This is a genomic window from Microbulbifer discodermiae (assembly GCF_040742695.1).
Lineage (GTDB): Bacteria > Pseudomonadota > Gammaproteobacteria > Pseudomonadales > Cellvibrionaceae > Microbulbifer.
In genome coordinates this window covers 60,488-85,463 of sequence record NZ_JBFLAB010000006.1, presented here as the reverse complement: position 1 = coordinate 85,463, position 24,976 = coordinate 60,488, and the positions used below count along the sequence as shown (strand labels likewise).

Genomic DNA, 24,976 nt, shown 5'->3' with positions numbered 1-24,976 from the left:
ATAGGTGATGATGCGATTGATTGCTTTTTTACCGACAATTGTGTCGTTGCTCATCGGCTGCAGCACTGGCGGCGCGCCGCAACTGGTCAGTGTTGCGGCGCCGGGTATCAGTGTCGATATGAAGTATTTCTCCGGCGACAACCTCGTCGGTGAACCACTGGACGGCTACCGGGCCAACAAATGCCTGCTGGCCGGGGAAGCCGCCGCTGCCCTGCAACAGGTCGCCACGGATCTGCGGGTGCTCGGGGTCGGCCTGGTAGTGTTCGACTGCTATCGCCCGCAAAGTGCGGTGAACCACTTTGTGCGCTGGGCCAGCACTGCAGAAGACCACAGTACCAAAGAGCGTTTTTATCCGCGCGAGGAAAAAGCCCAGCTGTTTGCGCGCGGTTATATCGCACAGAGGTCCGGGCACAGCCGCGGCGCCACCGTAGACCTGGGCCTTTATGATTTGGCCAGCGGAAATCTGCTGGACATGGGAACGCCGTTTGATTTTATGGACGAGCGCTCGGCCACCGAATACCCCCTGGAGAGCTCCGCCGCTTATCGCAATCGCATGCTATTGCGGGACGCGATGCGCGCGCGGGGTTTCGTCAACTATCCTCAGGAATGGTGGCATTTTACCTATAAGCCCGAGCCCTGGCCGGATCAGTACTTCGATGTGCCGGTAGAGTAGGCCACTGACAGGTTGTTGAAAAAGGCCTCCCGCCTGTTTCAAAACACGAAAAGAGAAAAATGTGATTTTCACTTTTCTCCCAAAATCAGCGACTTAGGCGTCGTCGATTTTGCCGGAACATCCATATTCCGGTACCAGGCGTCGAAATGCTTCGAATTTCAACAGCCTGCTAGAGCATTGACTAAAACGGCTTGGCCAGATGGAGTTTTTATGAGTTTCGCTCGCTCCCTTATAACACTGCTGCTCACGCTGGTATGGTTGCCCGCCTGCGCCGATTCGGCGTTGCGAATCGGTGCCGAGCGGGGTGACCTGTATCTCCCGCTATTGCAGGGAGAGCGCGTGGGCCTGGTGGCGAACCAAACTTCCCGGGTGGGTGGACAGCACCTGATAGATTTTCTGCGCGCCAACAAGGTGGCGATAAAACGCATCTTTGCCCTGGAACACGGTGTGCGGGGTGACGTGGAAAACGGTGGCAAGGTGGCGGACGGTGTCGACGCGCCCACCGGCCTGCCGGTGGTTTCCCTGTATGGCGGACACTTTGCGCCGTCGCGGGAGGATCTCCAGGACCTGGACTGGCTGCTGTTCGACATTCAGGACGTGGGGGTGCGCTTCTACACCTATATCAGTTCTCTGCACTATCTGATGCAGGCCTGCGCGGATTACTCGGTGCCGCTGATGGTTCTGGACAGGCCCAATCCCAATGGCGACTATGTGGACGGCCCGGTACTGGACCCGAAGTTCCGCAGCTTTGTGGGCATGCACCCCATCCCGCTGGTACACGGGATGACCGTGGGTGAGCTGGCCCGCATGATCAACGGCGAGGGCTGGCTCGACGGGGACGCCCGGTGTGCGCTGACGGTGATCCCCGCGGCGGGTTATCGCAAGGGGGATCACTACTCCCTGCCGGTCAAGCCTTCGCCCAATCTTCCCAATGATCTTTCAGTGCGCCTCTACCCATCACTGGCCCTGTTTGAAGGCACGACGGTGAGTATCGGCCGCGGTACCCGGTTTCCGTTCCAGGTGGTCGGTCACCCCAGTGACACTCAAGGGGAGCTGGTATTCGTGCCGCGATCTGTGCCCGGCGCGAGTGAGAATCCAAAGTACCGCGGACTGGAGGTACACGGCGACGATTTGCGCCGGGCCGATCAGCCGAGTCGTTTTACTCTGCGTTACCTGATTGACTGGGCGGGCCGCACCGGGGAAACCGGTCCTGAATTTTTTTCCCGCGCCAGTTTTTTTGACAAGCTGGCCGGCACCGATCGGCTGCGTCTCGCCGTGATGGCCGGCCAGAGTGAGGCCCAGATCCGGCGCAGCTGGCAGGCGGATTTGCAGCATTTTCGCCAGCGACGCAAACCCTATCTTCTCTACCGGGAGGACTAGCCGTTGCCGGCTCGCCACCTGTCGGAAATACTCGGCAAGCTGCCGCCGGGGCGTGTACTGGCCGTGGACCTGTTGCGCGGGCTGGCAATCGCCGCCATGGTGCTGGTCAACAACCCTGGCAACTGGTCCTATGTGTATGCCCCTCTCGCCCATGCGCAGTGGCACGGCTGGACGCCCACCGACCTGATCTTCCCGCTGTTTTTGTTTGTGGTGGGTATATCGATGGTGCTGGCAAACGGCAACAACAGGAAATTTCCCCGGGTAGGCTGGACACAGTGGTCCCGCAGTCTGAGGCTGTTTGCGCTGGGGCTTTTTCTGGCGGTCTTTTTCTACAACTTCCGCGATCCATCCTACAGCTGGCTGGACGACCGGCTTGTGGGAGTGCGATGGCTGGGGGTGCTGCAACGGATCGCGCTGGTTTATATCCTGTGTTGCTATTTGGTCTATTGGCTGTCGCCGCGGGGATTGACCGCGGCAGCAGTTGCCCTGGTGGCGGTGCCCTGGCTGTTGATGATGTATGTGCCCTACGCCAGTGAGCAGGGCGAACTGTTTCGCGGACAGCTGCTGTTTGGCAATCATTTCTCCGCCTGGTTGGATGAAAAGCTGCTTGGCAGCGCCCACCTTTACTATCGCAATGCGGAACCTTTCGCCTTTGATCCCGAGGGGCTGCTGACGACACTGCCGGCGGTCGCCACGGCTTTGGTGGGAGTCCTGGCGGGGTTGGCCTGGAAGCGCAGCGAGCGCGACGGCGTCAGTTGTGCGCGGCTCTGCAGGGACTGGCTTGTGTGGGGAGGCTTGTTACTGCTTGGCGGGCAGTTGCTGCACCTCTGGATACCCATCAACAAAGCCCTGTGGTCACCCAGCTTTGTAATGGTCAGCGGCGGTGCCTCGCTGATGTTGCTCGCGGGACTTTTTTTTCTGGTGGATGTGCGCCGTCACCGGCGGGCACTGGCGCCACTGCTGGTGTTTGGTGTCAATGCCATTGCGCTGTTTATGCTGGCGGGGATAGTGGGGCGCCTGCTGATTATGATTCCGGTGGGAGGGCAGTCCCTCAAGCAGTGGCTGTTCGGTGCCATATACGAACCCCTATTTGGCAGTTACGGCGGTTCGTTGGCTTTTGCGCTGTCCTGCCTGATGGTTTTTTATCTGGTGTTGTGGCAGATGTATCGCCGCAACATCATCTGGAAAGTGTAAATCACATGGATAGGGTGCAATTTAAACGGGAGCTTGTGCGGGCCCTGCCCAGGGGAAGAGTACTCACCGCAGGGGAACAGCTGGCGCCCTTCGAGTGTGACGCACTGCCGGTGTATCGCGCGCGACCCCTGGCGGTGGTGCTGGCCAAGTCCGAGGAGGAGGTGGTCACCGTAGTCGGGCTCTGCAGTGCGCACCGGGTGCCGCTGGTCACCCGCGGCGCCGGTACCGGGCTCTCGGCCGGTGCCAGACCCCATGATCGCGGTGTGCTGCTGGTCACTGCGGGAATGGATCGCATCCTTGAGCTGGATCCGCAGACCATGACCGCGCGGGTGGAGCCGGGAGTGGTCAATGCGCGTCTGTCCCGTGCCGCAGCGGACTTCGGGCTCTATTATGCGCCGGACCCCTCCTCTCAGATCGCCTGTTCCATTGGCGGCAATGTGGCGGAAAACGCCGGCGGGGTGCACTGCCTCAAGTACGGGGTAACCGTACAAAATGTCTGCGCAATGCGCCTGGTGACCATCGACGGCCAAATACTGACCCTGGGTGGCGACTGCCTCGCCCAGCCCGGTTTTGACCTGCTGGCACTCATGCATGGCTCCGAAGGGGGGCTGGGTGTAGTCACCGAAGTCACCGTCAAGCTGACCCCGGTACCGGCGCAAACGCGCACCCTGATGGCGGACTTCTCCAGTGTTCGGGCGGCGGCGGACGCGGTTGCGGCAATCATCCGGGCCGGTGTGATACCCGCCGCACTGGAAATGATGGATGCTCTGGCGATCTCCGCCACAGAAGCTTTTTGTCACGCGGGATATGCGCTGGACGCGGCGGCGATTCTGCTGGTCGATCTGGATGGGGATCCGCTGGAGGTGGAGGCGGAAACGGTACTGGTGCTCGAGGTGTTGCAGATGTCGGGCGCGGCCCGGGTGCAGTCGGCACAGGATGAAGAGCAGCGGCAGCGCTGGTGGAAGGGGCGCAAAAGCGCTTTTCCGGCCATAGGCCGTCTCAGCCCCGATTACTATTGTATTGACGGCACAGTGCCCCGCCGCCGCATCGGGGATGTATTGGAAACCATCGCCCGTCTGGCCGGCCCCTATCGCCTGCGGGTGGCAAATGTATTTCACGCCGGGGACGGCAATCTGCACCCGATCATCCTGTTCGATGGTCGCGAGGACGACGCGCTGGAAAGGGTGGAGCGGCTGGCGGCCGATATCCTGGAATATTGTGTCGCAGTGGGTGGCACCATCACCGGCGAGCACGGCGTGGGTATAGAGAAGATCAATCAGATGGCAGTGCAGTTTAGCGATGCGGAAATCAGCCAGTTTCTGGATCTCAAACGGGCCCTGGATCCTCAGCAGCTGCTCAACCCGGACAAGCTGATTCCCTCTCTGGCGCGGTGCCAGGAATATCGGGCATTGAGAAAAAGCCATGCTTGAACGTGACTGCGGGGCAGAGATCCAGGCCCGTGTGGAAGCTGCGCTCGACTGCGCCGAGCCCCTGTCGATCAGCGGGGCGGCGACCCGGGAAGCTTTCAATCTGCCCAGGCCTGAAATGTCGATTTCCCTTGCGGATCACAGCGGCGTTATCGACTATCAGCCGGATGAGCTGGTGTTGAGGGTGCGCAGCGGCACGAGGCTCGAGGACATTGCCGGACTGTTGCAGCAACAGGGGCAGCGCCTGGCCGCGGATGTCCCCAGACCGGCGCCGGAGAGCACCATCGGCGGCGCCATCGCGACTGGGTGGGATGGCCCCGAGCGGGCTTTTGGGGTGTCCCTGCGGGATACACTGCTGGGCTGCGGGCTGGTCAACGGACAGGCGCAGCTGGTGAATTTTGGTGGCCAGGTCATGAAAAATGTGGCCGGCTACGATCTCTCGCGCCTGCAGGTGGGTGCGCTGGGGACCCTGGGAGTTTTACTGGACGTCAGTTTGCGTTTGTCGCCGGTCGCCGAGTACAGCGAAAGTCGGGCGTTCCAGGTTGCGGCCGACGACTTGCCGCGCTGGTGGCAGAAGACGCGCCAACTCCGTCCGCTCTTGCGCGCCTGTTGTGTGTACCGTGAACAGCTGCACCTGCGGCTGCAGGGGCGCGAGCGAGCGGTGGTGGCGGCCCTGGCCGGGTTGGGCGGAGAGCCATCCGATTTCGACTGGGATGGAGTGCGGGATCTCTGCCACCCCTTTTTCCACAGCGACAGTCTGGCGGTGGTTCAGTTGCCGCGCTTTTCTCTCCCGCGAGTTGCCACCGGCGAGACCTTAATCGACTGGGAGGGGGCGCGGGTGTGGGTGCGGCAGGGCGATTACCCGGAGCTGGTCAGCGCAGCGCAGGCCGCCGGCGGATTTGTGCGCGTCCTGCGCGGCGGCCCGCCACAGGCGGAGGTGCCCGCAGCGGACTGGCACCGGCGTATTAAACAGGCGCTGGATCCGCGGCAACTTTTCAATCCATCGCTGTTTGCGCGCTACTTTGCCGACGGAGCCCAGCCACCATGCAGGTGAATCTGATCCGGGGACTGCTGCAGGACGGAGATGCCCAACGGGCTGAAGAAATTCTCAACGCCTGTGTGCACTGTGGTTTCTGCACCGCCACCTGTCCCACTTATGTGGAGACCGGCAACGAGCTGGACAGTCCGCGCGGGCGAATTTATCTGATCAAGGAAATGCTGGAAACCGGCCGGGCGACGGCGGTGACACGCAGGCACCTGGATCGCTGTGTGACCTGCCAGAGCTGCGAGACCACCTGTCCCTCGGGTGTGGACTACCACCACCTGGTAGCCATAGGCCGCCACACCAGCGAGCAGCTGGCGCCGCGCAATCCCGCCGAGCGACTCATACGCGCGGCACTTCGGCGGCTGTTGCTGTCGCCGCGCCTGCTGCGGATTCTCCTGGCCCTGGGCCGGGCCTGTTCGCCGCTGCTGCCGGCGGCGGTGCGGCGCACCTATTTCCCCCTGCGGGAGCCAGATTGGCTGGGCACCAGGGTCGCCGCAGGTGATTCTGCGCAGGGCGCGGCGGTGATACTGGTACCCGGTTGTATACAGCCGTCGCTGCGCCCGGAGACCGATCAGGCGCTGGCGCGAATTCTGGATCACTTCGCCGTGCCGCTGTTGGCGCCGGGCGCCGCCGGTTGCTGTGGCGCGGCCAGTTTTCACACCAGTGGCGAGGATCAGGCCCGCGCGTTGGCGCGGCGCAATATCGACTGCTGGTGGCAGCTCTATCAGCAGCGTGAGGTGAGGGCCATAGTAACCACCGCCAGCGGCTGCGGCGTGCACTTGAAAGACTACCCGGCGCTGCTGCAGGCGGATCCAATCTATGGGGAAAAGGCGCGGGCACTGGCGCATCTGGTACGCGACCCGGTGGAGCTGTTGGAGGAGTTGTCGCAACAGCAGCCGGGTCTGCTGCCGCGGGAACTGGGGGCCGGCAAGCAATACGCTTTCCACTGTCCCTGCACGCTGCAACACGGGCAGGGTTTGAACGGCAGGGTCGAGCGGCTGCTGATGCATATGGGGGTGGCGCTGCCAACCATTGAAGACGCACATCTGTGCTGTGGATCGGCGGGGACCTATTCGCTGTTGCAGCCAACTATGGCCCGCGCCCTCAGGGCGGCCAAACTTCGCCACCTGCAGGCTACCGGGCCGGATGTGATTGTCACGGCGAATATCGGCTGCCAACTGCACTTACAGGGCGGTACAGAGACTCCGGTGAGACACTGGTTGGAACTGGTGGCGGACGCCCTGAACCAGCCTCACGCCGAGTGAATGTCACTCCCACTGTCTGCGCGAGTCGGTGCAGGTGTTACCGGGCGACTGGGGTCAATGTTGAGCGGGAGCGACTCCTTTTGGGTTCAGGCAAGCAGGTCCTCAGCTTGCCTGGCGCCCTTTACCGAGCGCAATGCCAGCCGTAGAAAGCCGTTGGCGTCTTCCAGCGCCCGCTCCGCCTCGGCGCGCTCCAACCCACTGAGCAAAACCATGATCGCCAGCTTGGCATTGTGGTCGCACGCATCCAAAACCCGGTCCGCCTCCTCCAGGGAGACACCGGTGGCTTCTATCACTATGCGACGGGTTCTTCCCACCAGCTTGGCATTGGTGGCCTTCACATCGACCATCAGGTTGTGAAAGCTCTTGCCCAGGCGGATCATACTGGCGGTGGTGAGCATGTTGAGCACCAGCTTTTGCGCGCTGCCGGCCTTCATGCGGGTGGATCCGGTAAGGATCTCGGGGCCGACTTCCGGCAGTATCGCTATGTCCGCCTGTGCCGCTATGGCCGCCGATTTGTTGCAGGCCAGGGCGATGGCGGTGCAGCCCAGGGAGCGCGCATACTCCAGGCCGCCGGCGACATAGGGTGTTCGCCCGCTGGCGGCAATGCCGACCACCACGTCGCGGGATTGCAAACCGATGTTTTTCAGGTCCTGTGCTCCCAGTTTCGGATTGTCCTCGGCGCCCTCCTGGGCGCGGTAGACGGCGTCTTCGCCACCCGCGATTAAGGCCACCACCATGCCCTCTTCAACCCCGTAGGTGGGGGGGCACTCCACCGCGTCCAGAATACCCAGGCGGCCGCTGGTGCCCGCACCCATATATACCAGGCGTCCGCCGGCCTTAAACGCCGTGACAATGGCCTCGACCGCCGCCGTCACCTGCGGCAATTCCTTTCGCACCGCCTCGGCAACACCCTGATCGGCAGCGTTGATTTTCTCCACGATTTCGGCGGTGGGGAGAAGGTCTATGTCCTCACTATCGGGATTGCGCGCCTCGCTGGGCAGGCGGCTGAGTTCCTGGATAAGTTTCTGATTCATAAATCTCTGCCCACTGTCCGAATAAAAGGCAGCCATCCAACGGGCTTGCCCTGTCCTGCCTAATGATTCCTGTCGAAGCTCCGGCGCTACGGCCTCCGGCAACTGACATCACCATTCCCGTGCCTTGATTGCCCGCCGGTTTCTTTCAGCGGGCAAATCATACCGGTCCCTGGTTTAGTTGTCTGAATATTCAATCGATTCCACCGGCGGATGGCGGCTAAACTCCGGAGTTGTGGCTGCACCCGCGCAAACGCCTCTATCGGCTATCCGCTGCGAGGATGCGATAGCACAGGCTCCATCCAATGATGTGCCCAGAGGCGGAATCCGTCGCGACTGCAAATCCTCGGCCAGCAATGGCCCGAGGTTATCCGCCAGCCCTCCAAGTATAGTCAGGGGCAGGTCTTCCCCGTCACTGGCCAGGCGGATCAGTTTTTCCACTTCGAGGGTCGTTTTTAAAACGATATCCTGCGCAATTTCACAACCGGGCAGGTGTTCGAAAACGACGGGTGCCAGAGCGGCATATTCGCGCGAGCCGGCGTGCTGCAACCAGGGCAGAATATCCGTGCGCCGGCGACCGACAGACTCCATGATCCGCCGGCACAGGGCACTTTCGGGACAACCCTGGGTATCCAGTTCCCACAACATGGCGCGCACGGCGCTTTTTCCTATTGCCGCCCCACTGCCTTCGTCGCCCACCGCCAGGCCCCAGCCACCAAACTGGCGAAAAGATCCGTCTCGGCCCAGGCGCATGGCCACTGAGCCGGTGCCGACTGCCACCATGACCATAGGTTGGCCGCCTCCGGCACCGATCAGGGATGTCTGTGCATCGGAAGTAACGCTCACTGTGGCGAAGCCCTCCGACTGCAAATGCTCGGTGAGCAATCGGGCAGCGCTGGGATTACCGGCGCCGGCCACACCGCACGCAATATTGACCTGGTCGGCCCGCAACTTTTCCGCGGCCAGGAGTTGTCGCGACAACCTGAGGATGGTGGCAACGGCCCCGGTCAGGTTTTGCGTCAGCGAACCGGGCCCGGAACGCAGTTCCCTGGGCGCCATTTTGGGCCCACCCAGCCGCGCCAGAGTTTTACTGGCACCGCCGTCGATACCGAGGAAGTATTCAGTCATGCGCCGCTGCCTTCGCGCCCCCTTGCCAGCTGGTTCTCTGTTACGGGTTTACCGAGGCAGCATACCGCGAACGAGACCGCGGTACCGAGACACAGTTGCAAGGGGAAGGCGACGGCGGTTGCGGGTTCGCTTCCCGTGGCCAGGGCAATCATCCACGGTTGTTGTGCCAGCGTTGCGACAAAGCCGGTAATGAGGGCGAGAGCGGCGCTGGTCCCGTTGCCCCGTTTGGTAAACAGCACAGTAAAAAACACACCCAGGAGCCCGGAGTAGGCAAACACCATCACTGACAGCGCAAAGGTGATCAGGGGCAGGTCGCTCATCTGCTGCCAGTAAAAACACAAGACCGCCATGCCAGCGAGGGCGAGGCCGATGAGGGACATGGCGATACGGCCCGCGACGACAAAGTGATGTGGCGGCCGGCTCAGGCCGCGCCTGGCCAGCCAGCTGCGATAAAGGTCTTCGGTGAGTACACTGGCCATGGAGTTCAGGCTGGAGTTGAGGGTCGACAGCGCCGCGGCGATTACTCCGATAGTAACCAGTCCGCGCAGGCCCGCCGGCATTTCGTTGAGGACGTAATGCATGAACACGGTAATGTCGCCACCGGATGGGGGCGGCATTTCCACCCCACCCATCAGCTCGGGGCGCTGGTAGAAAATGTACAGGAGCAAGCCGATACCCATAAATATCGCCATGACCGGCACTACCATGACGACAGAGGTCAGCATGGCTCTGGCGCCATCCCGCGGCGTTTTACAGGTCAGCAACCGCTGGGTGACATCCTGATCGAGGCCGAAAGCGGCAATATTGAGCAATACGAAACCGGTGAAGGTGGCCCAGAGGTTGAAGGGATCGGCGAGATTCCAACTGGTGTCCACCAGGGTCAGCTTGGAACCGCTGCCGTCTGTGGGGTTATTCAACGCGGCCACTATATCGGCGGGACCCGCTGGGATCTGCCAAAGGAGCACTGCGACCACAGCGATTGCGGCGCTGACATAGACCATGCACTGCAGCACATCGCTCTGGATTACTGAGCGGACACCACCGATAAATGTCTGCAGCAGGCCAGCCAGAGTGAGGATTACCACCGCAAGCACCACGTGGCCGGCCTCAATGTCACTGAACAGGATCATGGAGACAGCAATGGCCGCCATATAGAGCCGCGCACCACTGGCAAATACGCGACCCAGCAGATACATGGCGCCCGCCTGGCGGCTGGCGGATGCACCAAACCGGGTCTGTAGCAATTCATAGACAGTGGTGACACGCTGTTGATAGAACCGGGGGATCAAAAAACGGGCCACCACCATCGCCGCCAGGATGGCGCCGAGGTTGGTGAACAGATAGCTGAGGTCACCCCTGTAGCCCAGGTCCGGGCCGCCTAAAAATGTAGCCGCCGATTGGGTCGTCGCCAGTGTGGAGATTGCCACCATCCACATGGGCATGCTGTTGTGGGCGAGAAAATAGTCGCGGCTGTCGGCGTTCCGTGTACGGCTGAAATACAGGCCGCTGGCGGCCAGAATCCCCCCGTAGACCGCAAAGATCGCCCAGTCCAGCGCCGTAAACTGCAGTTCCATCCGAGAAAACCCCTGTCTGAGCGTTTTTGTGTTGCCGGCCGCAGCCGATGTACCAGATGTACTAATTTATTCGTAAACTATTGATCTATAGGTATCATTTATTCCTGTTTCGGGCAAGTGGCTCTGCGGGGGCTTGATTTGACCGATGAAGAATAATATATTCCTTTTTGACTCCTGAGTGGTAATAAATGGTTGCGACATCCAGCCATTGCTACCTGAGTGGGTTGTTGGGATTTGGGCTGGGGGCGGATTTATTGTTCCCGGGCCATTTCCAACTGTTTTACCTTGAGCTTGCCAATCGCAGAGTTCTCTTCCTGCATAGAGTTGGCTTGGGAGGCTAGGGAACCTCTGATTAAGTCCTGATGGTCTGTGGGGCCTGCCCCGGGGCGCGGACTTAATCAGAGGTTTCCTGGCCCCCTTTTTTTTGCCCGCCAAAATGGTCCCAATTTTTACCCAGACCGGGGTTGAGTCACCGCGAGTGAGGAAAATCGCGCAACTGGTTGCTACACTTTAGCCAGCGATACATGGGTCACGAGGTAGTTTATGTGGCTTAGACTGCTGGTGGCGTGCTGTGGAGTACCCGCCCTCTGTGTTGGCTCCTATACGATGTCTGAGGATGCCCTGTTCAAGCCCAATCTCGGACAGAGCCCGACCCTGAGTTTCTGTCAGCAGCGATTCTATCGGGAAGACGATGGCCGCCTGAGTTGTAACTGGGCGGTGAATTTCAATTTCGCCTGCTTTATATCCCGCCCATCCAATATAGTTATTCAGGCGGGCGCCAAAATTTCCGAACCCGAAATCGTGGGCGAGTGTGATAACGGCGAACCGGTTATCAAGTTGTTTCACTATTGATCGGCAACCCAATCGATAACCCCCCATTGATTGGACTGTCGCCCTTGAAAACCTGCGCGCTTGAGCGCAATCCCCGGCTCTTCAACAACATGGCTGGCTTTTGCCGATGGCGACTGTCAGCAGGGTTCCGGCTCCTTTTCGCGGGTGAAGTTACTCAGCTCGGAAGTGTATAGGCGTTCGATCCGTTCCTGTAACTGCTCGTAGGTGAAGGGTTTTTGAATACAGTCGAGAATCCCGTCCGCAAGTACTTCCTGCAACTGGCTGTCGAGGCTATAGCCGGTGGAAAGGATTGCCTTGATGTTGGGGTTCAGGTCCTTCAAGCGCGAAAACAACTGCTGGCCGTCCATACCGGGCATGATCATATCCAAGATAACCAGGTCTATATTTTGGCAGTGCTCGCGGTAGTGGTTGAGGGCCTCCTCGGCGGAACCAAAACACACCACCTGGTGGCCGTGCATTTCGAACAGGGTTTTGGAGTAGCTGTGTACTATGGGTTCGTCATCCACAAGCATGATCTTCAGTTTCCTGCGATCGTAGTGGGAGGGCGATCTGGGCCGGGTTTTGGCCGTGCCGCCCTTGCTGACGGGGACATACAGATCGAAACTGGTTCCCTCCCCCTGGTGACTCTGGCAGTGGATGGCCCCTTTGTGCAAATGCAATGTGCCATAGACCGCAGCGAGTCCGAGGCCGGCACCGCGGCCATAGGCTTTGGTGGTGAAGAAGGGCTCGAAAATACGCCGCTGCACTTCCGCAGTCATACCGGTGCCGCTATCGCTGATATTGACCAGCAGATACTGTCCGGCTTCTATCTCGAAGTCACCGATGACCGTTGTTCTTTCCACCACCAGATTGCAGGTGGAAAAGCGCAGCCGGCCACCTTCGGGCATGGCGTCCTTGGCGTTGATGCCCAGGTTGAGCAGGGCGCTTTTCAGCTGTGCCGAGTCGCCCGCCACATGGGGGCGGCCGGCATTCAGATCCTGCGAAATGGTGATGCGCCGGTCGATGGTGCGTTCAAGGATCGCGCAGACGTCGCGGATGATTTCGTGGGTATTGCAGTTGCGGATACGGTAGCTTCCCTTGCGCGCGAAGGTGAGCAGTTGTCGGGTGAGTTCGCCTGCGTGTTGCGCGCTGGTAAGGATATGGGTGCTGTAGTCGAGGACACGGGGATCGTCACAGACCTCGCGAATCACCTCTGCATAGCCACTGATGCCGTGAATGATATTATTGAAATCGTGGGCAATGCCCCCGGCGAGTTCTCCCAGCGCCTGCATCTTGTGGGCCTGGCGCAGCTCCTCCTCGAGAATCCTCTGTTTGGTAATGTCTGAGCCGATACTCAATACCCCGAAGCGGGTGCCGCTTTCATCGCTGAGTACCTTGTTTGTCCATGCGACCCAGACTCTGTTTCCATTTTTGGTAATGTTTTCGTTGACCGTATATTGATGCTGCTCCGGATGCCGGCAGATTTGATCCATCAGTGAGCGCAGATCGCGGCCGGTGCTTTCGGTGGCGGGCACAATGGTCCCCACCACATGCCTGCCGGCGATTTCCGTTTCCGAGTAGCCGAAAAATTGCTGGGCGTATTCATTGAAAGCGGTCACGATGCCGTTGCTGTCCCAGCGCAAAATAATCGAGTTTGCGTGCTCTACCAGTTCGCGGTAGCGCTCTTCGCTCTTGCGCAGTGCTTCACAGATATGCTCGGGGTCCGCACCTTTCGCCGCTGGTGGAGAGTCCCTCTTGGACATTGGAACCTCCTGTTTATTTTTTAGGCAAATTCCAGCATGAACACCTTGCAATGTCCATATGTTGCGTACCACTTACTCTGGTAAAAGGCGCCAACGGAAGGTCGAATTAGAGCGGCGGTTAATTTATTCGATTTTTTTAAGCCTCCCCCCTGGGGCAATGGGGAATAGGGCCCATGATTGCTGGTCTGTGTTCGGGGCTGGAACAACCCTTGGGGTGTCGATGATCTCCAGTGTTGGTATGGCGAAATGGCGCCGAACTGATAGCATGCTGGTTCCGGCAGGCGGTTTAACGCGATTTGTTTGACCCCATGCCGGCTCAACGTAACGGACAATTCTGGATAAATAATATGCAATTGCCTTACCTTCGTTTTGCAATAGCCCTGGGCCTAGCCATGCTGCTCAGTGGCTGTGGGGGAGACAAAGCATCCGACAGGGATAGCGAATCCCTGAGTTTTGCGCGTGAACAGGCTTTCCCTTCCACTTATGGGGTCACTCAATCAAAGCCGGTCTTGATTCAGGGCGCTACCCTGTTGACCGGCACCGGCGAGCGGATCGAACAGGCGGATATACTGCTTCGAGACGGAAAAATAGCCGGTATGGGCGATGGGCTAAAAGCATCCGAGGATGCGTTGGTCATTGACGGTACCGGCAAATGGGTAACCCCCGGCATTATCGATGTGCATTCCCACCTGGGAAATTACCCTGCACCGTCTATCGAGTCGTCTCAGGATGGCAATGAAATAACTGCACCGAATACCGCAGAGGTGTGGACGGAACACTCGGTGTGGACCCAGGACCCGCAATTTCCCCTGGCGCTCGCCGGTGGCGTAACCACTATGCAGATTCTGCCGGGTTCCGCCAACCTGTTCGGCGGCCGCAGTGTCACGCTCAAAAATGTACCTGGGCGCAGCGTGCAGGATATGAAATTTCCCGGGGCCCCCTACGGGCTGAAAATGGCCTGTGGAGAGAACCCCAAGCGGGTTTACGGTGGCAAGGGGAGTGCCCCCTCGACCCGGATGGGCAATGTAGCGGGCTATCGCAAGGCCTGGATCGAGGCGGCGGACTATCGCAAGCAGTGGCAGGATTTCGCTGAAAACGGTGGCGATGAACCACAGCGCAATCTGCAACTGGAGACACTGGCCGGTGTTTTGAACGGCGAGATCCTGGTCCACAACCACTGTTATCGCGGAGAAGAGATGGCCGTTATGATGGATATAGCGCGGGAGTTTGACTTCCAGATATCCACCTTCCACCACGCCGTCGAGGCTTACAAGGTCGCCGACCTGCTGGCGGAGAACAATGTCTGTGCGGCCATGTGGGCTGACTGGTGGGGCTTTAAACACGAAGCCTTCGACATGACTGAGGCCAATATTGCCATCGTGGATCAGGCCAAGGCGTGTGCAATGATCCACTCGGACTCAGCGGTGGGAATTCAGCACCTCAATCAGGAAGTTGCCAAGGCGATGGCCGCCGGGCAGCGCGCCGGCTTTGCTATCGGGCCGGAAGAGGCGGTGGCCTGGATGACCCTGAACCCCGCCCGGGCGCTGGGAATCGACGAGCAGACCGGCAGCCTTGAAAAGGGCAAGATGGCGGATGTCGTGGTCTGGTCCGGCAACCCCTTCAGTGTCTACAGCAAAGCGGACCAGGTGTTTATCGACGGCGAGCTGATGTACGACCGCAATGACCCGGCGCGTCAGCCGCATACCGATTTCGAGTTGGGGATACTGAATCCAGAGGGGGAGCGTCTGTGACCAGATTATCGCGGGTAATTCTGCTGCTGACCGGACTGTTGGCGTCCGCAGTGCAGGCGGAAACGATTTTGATCAAAGGTGGCAAAGTCCACACATTGGCGGCCGCTGGCAGCCTTCCCACAGCCGATATTCTCCTGCGGGACGGCCGTGTCGAGGCTGTGGCGCCATCCATCGACGCAGATGCCGATAAAGTCATCGATGCGACGGGAAAAGTCGTGACTCCCGGCGTCATCGCCCCCATGTCGGAGCTCGGCCTGGTAGAGATAAGCGCTGCCAGCAGCACAAATGATTACGGGGTCACCGGGAAGAGTATCGGCAGCGCCTTTGACCCGCTGCCGGCCTACAACCCCAACAGTACCCTGATTCCCTACAGCCGGGCCGGCGGTGTCACGCGCGCGGTGGTGTTTCCCGCCATCAGCACCTGGAATACCGACGCCGAAGAGATGCAGCGGGTATTTGCCGGGCGGAGCTTTGCCATTGCGCTGAACGGCGAGTTCGATAGCGTCGTGGCAACGGATCTCGCCCACAAGGCGTATCTGGGGGATGCCGGAGCCCAGCTGGCCGGGGGCAGCCGGGCAAATGCGTTTGCCAAGATCAAACGCGCGCTCATGGAAGCGCGGGAGTACCGGGCCAACCGCGAGGCTATCCGCTCCGGCAACTGGCGACAGCTGAATTACTCCATAGCGGACCTGGAGGCGCTGCAGAAGGTGATTCAGGGCCAGCAGCCGCTGCTGGTGACTGCAAACCGGGCCAGCGACATTCTCCAGGCCCTCAAGCTGGCCCGCGACTTCAATCTGCGTCTCATCATAGCGGGAGCTGCTGAGGGCTGGATGGTGGCGCCACAACTGGCCGCTGCCGGGGTGCCGGTGGTGATAGATTCACTGGACAATCTGCCCATCGCTTTCGAAAGCCTTGGCGCGCGCGCGGAAAATGCAGCGCTCATGCAGGCCGCGGGCGTCACCCTGGCCATTGCCGGCCCCGGCTATGGCGGTACCCACAATATACACCTGTCGCGCCAGGCGGCGGGTAATGCGGTTGCCTACGGACTTCCCTATGAAGAGGGTCTCAAGGCCATCAGCCGCAATGTGGCGGATATATACGGCCTGGAAGGTGGCACCATTGAGCCGGGCGCCGTGGCTGACGTGGTGGTTTGGAGCGGAGACCCCCTGGAGGTCACCAGCTTTGCGGAGAGGGTGCTGATTGGCGGCGAGGAGCAGTCACTGGTAAACCGGTCGACCCGTTTGCGCGACCGCTACCTCAAGCCGGAAGCGGGCCATGGAGCCGGATACAAGTTTTGAAGTAATGGGCGGTTTGGAGAGCGGCGGACAATCAATTCCACCGCTCTGACGGGAGTTTGGGATGGTTTACATAGCGGGTTTTTACGCGGGCCTCAGTGGCCTGTTGCTGCTGGCACTGGCCTATCGTGTGGTGCGTTTTCGCCGCGATGAGAAAGTTGGTGTTGGTACCGGCGGCAAGCATAGTGGAGCTGTGTTGGTACGGGCCCACGGCAATGCAGTGGAGTATTTGCCGACGGCGCTGCTATTGATGCTGATTGCGGAGTTGAACGGCTTGGAGGCTCTTTGGCTGCATCTGCTGGGGAGTGCACTGGTGTTGGGGCGGCTGCTGCATGCCTATGGTTTAACGGCGGGTAGGGGCGGCTATCATCTGGGCCGCTTCTGGGGCACCATCTTCACCTGGGTGGTGATCTTCGCTTTTGCGCTGATCAATATCTTCTACGTGCTCCGGGCAGCCTGACGACTGCTTGGTGCAAAAAAGCCCGGCCAGGGCCGGGCAGGCTACTACAGGGATAGAATCTGCGGGCTTGGGTGTTACTGGCTGACTGCCAGCGGAGTGATGCGGTCGTCCGCTGCTTCCGGCTGGGCTGGCTCCGCTTCCAGCAACACTTCCGGCTTACCTTTGCAGGCCTTGGCCAGGGCTTCTCTCTGTCGGGCCAGTAGCAGGCCGATTTCCTCGGCTGCGGCCTCGGAGATTTCGTCCACATGACGCTCAATCAAAGAGGTGATGTTGGCGGCCAGTTCCAGCATTTTGTCGTGTTCTTCGGCGTCTTTCTTGTTGTCGAACATTGCTCCGTCCCTATCGCACTTCCATACAGCAACAACAGCCATTGTTAATGTCCCCTTATGGTCTGGTTATGAATACTGTTTAAGCATACAGTATCTGTAAATATATGCAGTGTCAATGGCGGGTTTCGCATTTTGATCACCGGTGGCGGATCGGGTGAGGCGCCCGGGTGGCAAATATGCCTGGGAAGCGGTTGTGGCTTTTTCGTCAGCCGGGTTCCGGGAGAGGGGTGCCCCCGGGGGTTTAGATGGAGAGCACCAGTCGCGCCGCCAGGGCTACCAGCAGGATCCCCAGGAGCTGCTGTAGTCTGCGACTGACGGATTCGCTTATCCAGGCGCCCCGACTGCCGGTGGTGACCGCAATCGCAACCAGGCAGTACCAGGCCGCGTCGATGGCGGAGGCGAGGGCGGCCATGCCCAGCTTGACGGTGAAAGACTGCTGTTCGGTGACGAATTGACTGAACAGGGCGGTGAAGAATATCACCACTTTCGGATTGAAAAAGGCAACCCCGAAACCCTGCAGCGCGGCTCTGTGCACTGGCACCGGCGCCCGCGGTTTCTCCGCTGTACCACTGCCGGAGCCGGTGGCGCGCAGGGATTTCCAGCCCAGATAGAGCAGCAGTGCCGCACCGGCCCACTGCAGGGCGGCGAATACTGCCGGAGAACTGGTGATCAGTACCGCCAATCCAAAGGCCGTCAAGCCGGCGTAGACCGCAATCGCAATACCGTGTGCCACCGCCGCTGCCAAACCCTGGCGGACACCGGAGGCGGCGTTGCGCATCACAATAAGCAGGCTGGGACCGGGCGACATGGCCCCGAGGGTGCATATCCCGGCCAGGGACAACCAGGCGATCCAGTCCATTAGAAGCCGCCTCCCTGCGCGAGCCACTGTCGCTCTTCCGGCCGGGACACCCGACCCAGAGCCGCGTTGCGGTGGGGGTAGCGACCAAAGCGGTCGATGACATCCCGGTGCGCCACAGCGTATTGATAAAAGCTGTCTGCCTGGGCCGTCTCTTCCGCGCTGTTCCAGCGGACTTTGCGCAGCTGGTCGAAAAAGGCCACAGAGCGTTGCTGCATCTCTTCGCTTTCGCCGTGTTCCAGTGGCATACCCAGAAAAGCGCGCTGGTAGAGTCCTAGCCGGTGGTGATCGCCCCGCTGGATCACCGCCAGGGCGAGCTGCTGCGCCCTGGCATCCCCCGCGAAGGCGCTGCTGGTTCCGCGGTAAATATTGCGGGTAAACTGGTCACAGAGCAGCACCAGCGCCAGTTCACCTGTCAATGTCGCACTCCAGTCGTCCAGTTGACCCGCCAGGGCCCGCTCCACCACCTGGCCGAAATCCCGCGCTAACCCCTTGTCGTTCGCTTCGCTGGGGCTAAACCACAGCCGGCGATATGGCTCCTCGACCGGGGCCCGGAGCTCCGCACTGCCGAACCAGGCGCACAGTATCTGGGCAGGCTGCGGAACGGCACCCTGGGAAAAAGTGACCGTCGGTGCATCCAAATGCATTGCTAGTACCATCTTATCGCTGTAAAAGGACAATTGCCTGGAGGCGATCATGGTAACCCTAAATGCAGTGAGTGTGAAAATGGTGCGCGCCTGCGCAGTGGTGGTCATTTTGGTCAGCAGCCTGCCGGCGGCGGCGGGTGAACTGGCCATTCCCATGCTGGAGGTACAGCGGGAACTCACCCTGAAGGCGGAGCAGGCTTTCACCCGCAAGTTCAATGAGTGCGGGGACGGAGTTCGGCACCAGAAAAACCAAAAGGAACCGACCGGTCCGCGCTTTCCGGTAAGAATCGCCGCACAGGAGCAGATCTTTGAGGGTCTGGCGGCGTCACTCGTCGGGATCGAACTGGCGATACGCCCCCGGGGCAATTCGGTGGGCCTGTAATGTCCCTGTGTTGCCGCTCTATAAAGGACAGGCAAAATCCTGTGGGAGGGCCCCTACTGTGGCGGACCGGGCCCCATCTGCCGGACAGGAAGCAGTAAACGACTAGAGAGCACTAACTATGAGAGCGAAAAGAAACTATCCGGCCGCGCTGTGGCTGGCTGTACTGGCCGCCTTCACGGCCTTGAGTTGGGCCCAGGAGCCGGCGGATGTTCAGGTCCCGCAAACACCGGACGCCCCCGTACCGGCGCCTGAGGCCCCCCGGGCCACCGGTGTCGAAGGGCAGATGGAACAGAGGCAGTTGCAGCGGGCGAAGGAGGCACAGGAGCGGCTCAGCCAGGCGCGGGAAGTACAGAGCCGGGCAAGGGACCAGCTGCACAGCCAGGTGCGTATCTATCGTGACGAGGATGGCAGCCTGCGCATAAAAACTCGGGATGAGGACGGTGAAACCTCTGAGGTGCAGTTGGATCTGGGCGAAGAGTTTGGCGGAGCCCTGACCCGGCGCATCTACGATGAGCTGGAAAGCAAAGGGGTGCTCGACGAAAAGGGTTTCGTGGTGGATAGAGTGCTCGATGGCGTGCCGGAGAATGTCAGTATCGGTATCACACGGGAGAGCAATACCGGCGCGCGCAGCGATCATTCCCACCGTCGCGGTGGCAGCGGCCGGCACGATCACGGCTTCGAGTTTGGAGACAATAATATGGAATTGATACCCGCCATCCTGGGAATTCTGGCCGTGTTCGGCACTCCGGTCCTTATTGTGTGGCTGGTGACCCGCAACAGCTATCGCAAGAGGCAGCTGCTGATGGACAATATCAACCGGATGGTGGTCGAGGGCCGCGATATTCCCCAGGAAATGCTGGATTCACTCGAGGGGACTTCGCCGGCGAACCTGAGGGACCGGGGCTTTACCCTCATCGCCGTGGGCCTGGCGCTGCTGATCTGGCTCTCTATAGCGGCGGGGCCGGAAGTGGGGAGCCTGGGCCTGATACCTCTGTTTATCGGAGCGGCGCGTTTTATCAACTGGAGATTCGAACAGCAGAACTCAAGTGGGGCAGGGTAGGGAAGCTGGGTAATGGGCCTCAATGACGAGGATCTGATCCGACGCATTGTTAACGACGGAGACCAGCGGGCCTACGCCCAGCTGGTTCGTCGCTATCAGTCGCAATTGCGGTTTTCGCTGCGGGGATTGTGTAATGATGACCAGGCTCTGGCCGACGATATGGCACAGGAGGCGTTTATCAAGGCCTATAAGGCGCTACCCGCTTTCCGCGGAGATGCGCGTTTCAGCACCTGGTTGTACCGTATCGCCTACAATCTGGTCATGAGCCACAAGCGCAAGCAGACACCCGAAGTCAACCAGGAGCTGGTGGATCGGGCGCAGGCGCAGGAGAGCGTGGAAGAGGCGCAACAGCTGGGTATGTCGCGGGATCTGAATGCGGCGATGGAGGAACTCAGCGAGGCGCAACGACAGGCGGTGCACCTATGTATGCAGCGCGGTTTTTCCCACGAGGAGGCAGCCACTATTATGAAGCTGCCTCTTGGTACGGTAAAATCCCACATCAACCGAGCGCGGGCAAAATTGCAGACATTGCTTTATGCTTGGCGGGAGGAGGTTACAAGTGGATAGATTTGAACACGAGCTCGAGCAGCAGGACAGTGAACTGAGCTTTGACCGCTGGCTTGGCCAGCAGTTGCAGTTCAATGAACCCTATCTGGAGAACGATGGGTTCTGCGAAGCGGTGATGTCGCAACTGCCATCTCCCGTGTGGCGCCGGGAGCGCCGGGTGACGCGTATGCAATATGGTGCGGTCCTGGTGGCTTCCGCCATCGTTGCCTGGCAGTTTCCCTTTGAGGAGGTCCTGGGTGAGGCCGCACGTCAATCCGTAAGCTTATATGGCCTGGTGGGTGCTGGGATAGTCGCTTCACTGGTGGTCATGGCCGGCGGTATTGTTGCGGCACGGCGCTAGCGCCTGTCCACACCAGCTGAGAGAGCCCTGCTACCACCGGTTTTGTGACCTGCGAACAGGAATTGCACAGTGTGGCGGGCTCATCCCTGGATTTAAGGAATCAATGACCGCTATTGAGCCGGCCCAAGGGGAAGTGGCGGGAAGCTCTTTTTTCGAACCGCTACCCAAGCCAAAAGCCCACCCTTTCCACTTCAGTCCGTTCATTTTCACTCGTGATGACTATCAAAACGCTTCTGCTACCAACCCGGCAGCTTATTGAGTTGCCCGGTTAATATTGGCCGAGCGGACCCTGTGGCTCAATGAGATGCGGCAATCCGTTGCCGGGTTCGTCGCCTGAAGTCGTCACAGCGATGGCCAGTGAGCATCTGTATTGTCGATTCAGGTGCAATTCGGGAGGTTATTGAATTCGAAAGCAGTGTGGCCACCCGAGTACCGGTCGGGCCTGTCGCTGTATTGCGGTCGGCGCAGCGTCCATTTGGCCAGGCGGCCGGCACTCAACAAACAGTACGCCTGGGTGTACCATGAGGCGCAGAGCAGTGAGGCTCAATAAGGAGTTTTTGTGAACGATTGTATTGTGGAAGTTACCGCGGAGAGTGCTCAGCAGCTACTGATTGACGAGTCCATGAAGCGGCCCGTGGTGGTGGATTTTTGGGCTGATTGGTGCGAGCCCTGTAAACAGTTGATGCCGGTGATGGAAAAACTGGCCAATGAATATGCAGGTCAGTTTCTGTTGGCCAAGGTCAACGCCGATAGTGAACAGATGTTGGCGGCGCAGTTGGGTGTGCGCAGCCTGCCTACGGTGATGGTTCTGAAAGACGGGCAGCCGGTGGACGGCTTTGCGGGTGTGCAGCCGGAAAGCGAAATTCGCGAGATATTGGATAAGTACCTGCCCAAGCCCTGGGATATCAAACTGCAGCAGGCTCAGGCACTGGTGTCGGAGAACCGATTGGACGAGGCAATGCCGCTGCTTCGTCAGGCCTATAGTGAGTCCTCGGAGCGCGAGGACATCGCCAAGCAGTTTGCGGCGGTACTGCTGGAACAAAACCGTATTGCGGAAGCGGAAACCGTATTGGGGAAGATTCTGCTGGCGGATCAGGATTCCGATTATCAGCAGTTGATGGCGCAGTTGGAACTCAAGCAGCAGGCGGCCGAGTCGCCTGAGATAAAGGCGTTGCAACAGGCACTGGAGGCCGACCCGGAGGACTTTGATTCCGCCTACCAGCTGGCAGTGCAGTACAGCCAGAACCACCGCAGCGAAGAGGCGCTGGAATTACTGCTGAATATTCTTCGCAGCGACATCAACTATGCAGATGGTGCCGCGAGGCAGGCCTTTTTGGATATGGTAAAAAGCCTGGGCCCCGGCGATCCCGTAGCAGCGCGCTATCAGCGCAAGCTGATGACGCTGCTTTATTAGTGCCAACAGGTCCCATACAGTGTTCAAGCTCTGTGTCTATATCCCCGAAGCCCATGTGGAATTAGTCAAGCAGGCGCTGTTTGCCGCCGGTGCCGGACGCATCGGGGATTATGACTGCTGTGCCTGGCAGACACTGGGGCAGGGGCAGTTTCGGCCCCTGGACGGAAGCCAGCCATTCATCGGGCAGGTCGGCTCTGTAGAGCAGGTGCCGGAGTACCGGGTGGAAATGGTGTGCGACGACCAGTGTGTGAATGCGGTGCTGGCGGCCCTTCGCGAAACCCACCCCTACGAGGAGCCGGCCTTCGACCTGTGGCGTCTCGACGATCGGTGCCAGTGAAAGCCGGCGGCCCGCGCCAGCGGGAGTGGCCAGTGGTGTTACAGCTTGCGCTGAATAACGCCCTGGTGCAGCGGAAACTGACCGGTTTCGCGATCGCGGAAATAGTGTTGCAGAGTCTCCCGCATGATGGGGAAGGCGATGTCGTCCCAGGGGATCTCATGGGGGTGCAGCAGTTCCACCTCCAATGATTCCGGACCGGGGCCAAAATTGGTGTCGGTGAGTTCCCCCCGGTACATCAGGTAGATTTGGTTGATATGGGGGATATCGTACAGGGTGTAGAGTGCATCCACGCGAATATTGGCCCTGGCTTCCTCCCAGGATTCCCGCAACGCGCCCTCTTCACTGGTTTCCCCGTTTTCCATAAAACCGGCCGGCAGAGTCCATAGCCCCCGCCGCGGTTCTATGGCCCGTTTGCACAGCAGCACACGCTCCCCCAGGTAGGGGACGACACCCACAATCACCCGCGGGTTGATATAGTGAATGGCGCCGCAACCGGTGCAAATGTGCCGGGGGCGGTCGTCGCCCTTGGGAATCGCAAAATTCACGGCGTCGCTGCCGCAGTGGCTACAGAATTTCATGGTGCCAGTATACCCGTGCGCTGGCGGCGCGTCAGTCCTCTCAAGGCTGTCTGGTTCACGGCCGCGGGCCGGACCCGCAGGCACAGGGTAATTCACAAGCCGGCAGGCCAATGGATGATCTCCCATCAACCCGGCTGCAGTCTGAGAAAACCTGCGCAGTCGCGGGGAATCGCATAATACTCAAGAGGCAGCACCGGCCTCTACCCGGCAGTGGCGCATTCTTGTACCGTATTGACCCGGCGTTATTTCCCCGCGGTATAAGGTTCCGGTATTTCATTCCCCTGTGACCAATCCCACCCGCAGCCGGGGGCACAGCAACTATAGTTTTTCGAGGGAGTTGCTTCGGTGAGTAGGGGTTCAGCCCAATGCCCTGTCGCATTTTTGTCGTATTGCCGGCCTTTACCTTGCTGCTATTGCTTGTCGGGGGGTGCTCTGACCAGGGTGATAAACCGCAGCAGAAGCCCCCGCCAGTGGAAGTGCTGGCAGTGCAGGAGCAGCCGGTAATCCCGAGGTTTGAATTTGTCGGGCGGGTGGAAGCCACCGATGAACTCGAGGTGCGCGCCAGGGTGGAGGGGTACATAGAGAACCGGTTGTTCGAAGAGGGGTCTCTGGTGCAAAAGGGCCAGCTTTTGTATCAAATCGATCCGGCACCTTTTGAGGCCACGCTCGACAATCGAAACGCGGCACAAAACCGGGCACAGGCCGCGTTACAGGTGAGCGAGCGCAACTATCGGCGCGGTCTGATACTGGTAAAAGAGGGCGCCATCAGTCAAATGACGATGGACGAGCTGACGGGGGATTACGAAAAAGCCCAGGCTGACCTGACAGCGGCGAAAGCGGATGTGGAGAATGCGGAGCTGGATCTGTCCTATACCCGCATCTACTCCCCGCTCACCGGCCAGATAGGCCGCTCCGCCTATACGGAGGGTGCTCTTGTTGGCCCCGCTTCGGACCCGCTCACCTCAGTGCTGAAGCTCGATCCCACCTACGTTTTGTTCGAGGTGCCGCAGGATCAATTGTTCGCGGTGCGGAGCGAGGGGGAGCGCCGAAGGGCGCTGGGTCAGGCGCCGGCGACATCGGATATTCGCATTCAGCAGCCGGACGGCAACTATTACCCCTATCCCGGGGCCATTGCCTTTGTGGACAACCAGATTGACCTGAATACCGGTTCGGTGGCGGTGCGGGCCCTGTTTCCCAATCCGCAACAGCTGCTGGTACAGGGCCAGTTTGCACGGGTGTCCATCTGGGTGTCTGTGGGTGGCGACGATATCAAGCCGCTGGTGCCACAGTCGGCGGTACAGGAGGATATGCAGGGGCGCTATGTGTTTGTAGTGGATGATAAAAACATCGCCCACCGGCGCTATCTGAAGCTGGGGCAGCGGGAGGGGGAGTTGAGGGCGGTGGAGAGCGGTATCAAAGTGGGGGAGCGGGTGATCATCGCGGGTTTGCAACGGGTAGTGGCGAACAAACCGGTGACGCCAGAAAACGCCCCGCGCAATCCCTATGCGGAGCGTGCCGAACAGCCGGCACCATCGGGTCGGGGACAGCGATTGCAGCCCCCGGCAGAGAAACCGCCAAGGGATGTGGAGCCGGACGGCGGGAGCGGGGAAGACGAGGGGACCGAAGGGAAGTAAGGGACCGCAGGTATC

General features: G+C 60.0%; 25 protein-coding genes. 17 read left to right on the top strand and 8 right to left on the bottom strand.

The window, feature by feature from the left end:
- The first annotated feature begins 7 nt into the window (after window positions 1–7).
- From AB1S50_RS03780 to glcF, 6 genes are all read left to right on the top strand, one after another.
- Window positions 8–673: a M15 family metallopeptidase gene (locus AB1S50_RS03780; protein ID WP_367149104.1), complete on the top strand. Its 666-nt coding sequence runs from the start codon at window positions 8–10 to the stop codon at window positions 671–673.
- 210 nt (window positions 674–883) lie between these two features.
- Window positions 884–2,053, top strand: a complete 1,170-nt coding sequence (locus tag AB1S50_RS03775) for an exo-beta-N-acetylmuramidase NamZ family protein (RefSeq protein ID WP_367149103.1) — start codon at window positions 884–886, stop codon at window positions 2,051–2,053.
- Window positions 2,054–2,056: 3 nt separating this feature from the next.
- Window positions 2,057–3,247: an acyltransferase family protein gene (locus AB1S50_RS03770; RefSeq protein ID WP_367149102.1), complete on the top strand. Its 1,191-nt coding sequence runs from the start codon at window positions 2,057–2,059 to the stop codon at window positions 3,245–3,247.
- A 5-nt stretch (window positions 3,248–3,252) separates the two neighbouring features.
- Window positions 3,253–4,677: an FAD-linked oxidase C-terminal domain-containing protein gene (locus AB1S50_RS03765; RefSeq protein ID WP_367149101.1), complete on the top strand. Its 1,425-nt coding sequence runs from the start codon at window positions 3,253–3,255 to the stop codon at window positions 4,675–4,677.
- Window positions 4,670–5,728 (top strand): FAD-binding protein, encoded by a 1,059-nt coding sequence (locus tag AB1S50_RS03760; RefSeq protein WP_367149100.1) that lies wholly within the window; start codon window positions 4,670–4,672, stop codon window positions 5,726–5,728. The genes AB1S50_RS03765 and AB1S50_RS03760 overlap by 8 nt, the downstream gene beginning before the upstream one ends.
- A complete protein-coding gene (gene glcF, locus AB1S50_RS03755; protein WP_367149099.1) occupies window positions 5,719–6,984 on the top strand; it encodes a glycolate oxidase subunit GlcF in 1,266 nt (421 codons plus the stop codon). The genes AB1S50_RS03760 and glcF overlap by 10 nt, the downstream gene beginning before the upstream one ends.
- A gap of 86 nt (window positions 6,985–7,070) precedes the next feature.
- Here glcF and murQ read toward each other — a convergent pair whose 3' ends face one another.
- The 3 genes from murQ to AB1S50_RS03740 form a co-directional block, all read right to left on the bottom strand.
- Complete coding sequence (gene murQ / locus AB1S50_RS03750; protein ID WP_367149098.1) at window positions 7,071–8,018, bottom strand: N-acetylmuramic acid 6-phosphate etherase; 948 nt, start codon at window positions 8,016–8,018, stop codon at window positions 7,071–7,073.
- 174 nt (window positions 8,019–8,192) lie between these two features.
- The gene (locus tag AB1S50_RS03745) at window positions 8,193–9,143 is read right to left on the bottom strand and encodes a BadF/BadG/BcrA/BcrD ATPase family protein (protein ID WP_367149097.1); all 951 of its coding nucleotides are present in this window, start codon (window positions 9,141–9,143) and stop codon (window positions 8,193–8,195) included.
- A complete protein-coding gene (locus AB1S50_RS03740; protein WP_367149096.1) occupies window positions 9,140–10,717 on the bottom strand; it encodes a sodium:solute symporter in 1,578 nt (525 codons plus the stop codon). The genes AB1S50_RS03745 and AB1S50_RS03740 overlap by 4 nt, the downstream gene beginning before the upstream one ends.
- A gap of 543 nt (window positions 10,718–11,260) precedes the next feature.
- On the opposite strand from AB1S50_RS03740, the gene AB1S50_RS03735 reads away from it, so the two are divergent.
- On the top strand, window positions 11,261–11,569 hold the full coding sequence (locus AB1S50_RS03735; RefSeq protein ID WP_367149095.1) for a hypothetical protein: 309 nt from the start codon (window positions 11,261–11,263) through the stop codon (window positions 11,567–11,569).
- A 116-nt stretch (window positions 11,570–11,685) separates the two neighbouring features.
- Here the strand turns inward: AB1S50_RS03735 and AB1S50_RS03730 are convergent, their stop codons facing one another.
- Entirely contained in the window at window positions 11,686–13,311 is a 1,626-nt protein-coding gene (locus tag AB1S50_RS03730; protein ID WP_367149094.1) for a hybrid sensor histidine kinase/response regulator, read from the bottom strand.
- A 347-nt stretch (window positions 13,312–13,658) separates the two neighbouring features.
- Here AB1S50_RS03730 and AB1S50_RS03725 point away from each other — a divergent pair, with 347 nt between their 5' ends.
- The 3 genes from AB1S50_RS03725 to AB1S50_RS03715 all read left to right on the top strand — a co-directional run bounded on the left by AB1S50_RS03725 (window position 13,659) and on the right by AB1S50_RS03715 (window position 16,817).
- Entirely contained in the window at window positions 13,659–15,062 is a 1,404-nt protein-coding gene (locus tag AB1S50_RS03725) for an amidohydrolase (RefSeq protein WP_367149093.1), read from the top strand.
- A complete protein-coding gene (locus tag AB1S50_RS03720; protein WP_367149092.1) occupies window positions 15,059–16,360 on the top strand; it encodes an amidohydrolase family protein in 1,302 nt (433 codons plus the stop codon). Before AB1S50_RS03725 ends, AB1S50_RS03720 begins: the two co-directional genes overlap by 4 nt.
- A 61-nt stretch (window positions 16,361–16,421) precedes the next feature.
- A complete protein-coding gene (locus AB1S50_RS03715; protein WP_367149090.1) occupies window positions 16,422–16,817 on the top strand; it encodes an MAPEG family protein in 396 nt (131 codons plus the stop codon).
- Window positions 16,818–16,891: 74 nt separating this feature from the next.
- Here the strand turns inward: AB1S50_RS03715 and AB1S50_RS03710 are convergent, their stop codons facing one another.
- The 3 genes from AB1S50_RS03710 to AB1S50_RS03700 form a co-directional block, all read right to left on the bottom strand.
- A complete protein-coding gene (locus tag AB1S50_RS03710) occupies window positions 16,892–17,188 on the bottom strand; it encodes a YebG family protein (RefSeq protein WP_367149089.1) in 297 nt (98 codons plus the stop codon).
- 199 nt (window positions 17,189–17,387) lie between these two features.
- The gene (locus AB1S50_RS03705) at window positions 17,388–18,005 is read right to left on the bottom strand and encodes a LysE family translocator (RefSeq protein WP_367149088.1); all 618 of its coding nucleotides are present in this window, start codon (window positions 18,003–18,005) and stop codon (window positions 17,388–17,390) included.
- Window positions 18,005–18,649 carry a DUF924 family protein gene (locus AB1S50_RS03700; RefSeq protein WP_367149087.1) on the bottom strand — a complete coding sequence of 215 codons (645 nt, stop codon included), beginning with the start codon at window positions 18,647–18,649 and terminating at the stop codon, window positions 18,005–18,007. Before AB1S50_RS03700 ends, AB1S50_RS03705 begins: the two co-directional genes overlap by 1 nt.
- A 49-nt stretch (window positions 18,650–18,698) precedes the next feature.
- On the opposite strand from AB1S50_RS03700, the gene AB1S50_RS03695 reads away from it, so the two are divergent.
- From AB1S50_RS03695 to AB1S50_RS03670, 6 genes are all read left to right on the top strand, one after another.
- Entirely contained in the window at window positions 18,699–19,031 is a 333-nt protein-coding gene (locus AB1S50_RS03695) for a hypothetical protein (protein ID WP_367149086.1), read from the top strand.
- Window positions 19,032–19,149: 118 nt separating this feature from the next.
- Window positions 19,150–20,091, top strand: coding sequence for a DUF6249 domain-containing protein (locus tag AB1S50_RS03690; protein ID WP_367149085.1), 942 nt, complete (start codon window positions 19,150–19,152; stop codon window positions 20,089–20,091).
- Between the two features lie 12 nt (window positions 20,092–20,103).
- Window positions 20,104–20,658: a sigma-70 family RNA polymerase sigma factor gene (locus AB1S50_RS03685; protein ID WP_367149084.1), complete on the top strand. Its 555-nt coding sequence runs from the start codon at window positions 20,104–20,106 to the stop codon at window positions 20,656–20,658.
- Window positions 20,651–20,998, top strand: coding sequence for a hypothetical protein (locus AB1S50_RS03680; RefSeq protein WP_367149083.1), 348 nt, complete (start codon window positions 20,651–20,653; stop codon window positions 20,996–20,998). The genes AB1S50_RS03685 and AB1S50_RS03680 overlap by 8 nt, the downstream gene beginning before the upstream one ends.
- 559 nt (window positions 20,999–21,557) lie before the next feature.
- Window positions 21,558–22,412, top strand: a complete 855-nt coding sequence (trxA, locus tag AB1S50_RS03675; protein WP_367149082.1) for a thioredoxin — start codon at window positions 21,558–21,560, stop codon at window positions 22,410–22,412.
- A 19-nt stretch (window positions 22,413–22,431) separates the two neighbouring features.
- On the top strand, window positions 22,432–22,749 hold the full coding sequence (locus AB1S50_RS03670) for an NGG1p interacting factor NIF3 (RefSeq protein WP_367149081.1): 318 nt from the start codon (window positions 22,432–22,434) through the stop codon (window positions 22,747–22,749).
- Window positions 22,750–22,787: 38 nt separating this feature from the next.
- On the opposite strand, the gene AB1S50_RS03665 is transcribed toward AB1S50_RS03670, so the two are convergent.
- Window positions 22,788–23,327 carry an NUDIX hydrolase gene (locus tag AB1S50_RS03665; protein WP_367149080.1) on the bottom strand — a complete coding sequence of 180 codons (540 nt, stop codon included), beginning with the start codon at window positions 23,325–23,327 and terminating at the stop codon, window positions 22,788–22,790.
- Between the two features lie 365 nt (window positions 23,328–23,692).
- On the opposite strand from AB1S50_RS03665, the gene AB1S50_RS03660 reads away from it, so the two are divergent.
- The gene (locus tag AB1S50_RS03660; RefSeq protein ID WP_367149079.1) at window positions 23,693–24,961 is read left to right on the top strand and encodes an efflux RND transporter periplasmic adaptor subunit; all 1,269 of its coding nucleotides are present in this window, start codon (window positions 23,693–23,695) and stop codon (window positions 24,959–24,961) included.
- Window positions 24,962–24,976: the final 15 nt, after the last annotated feature.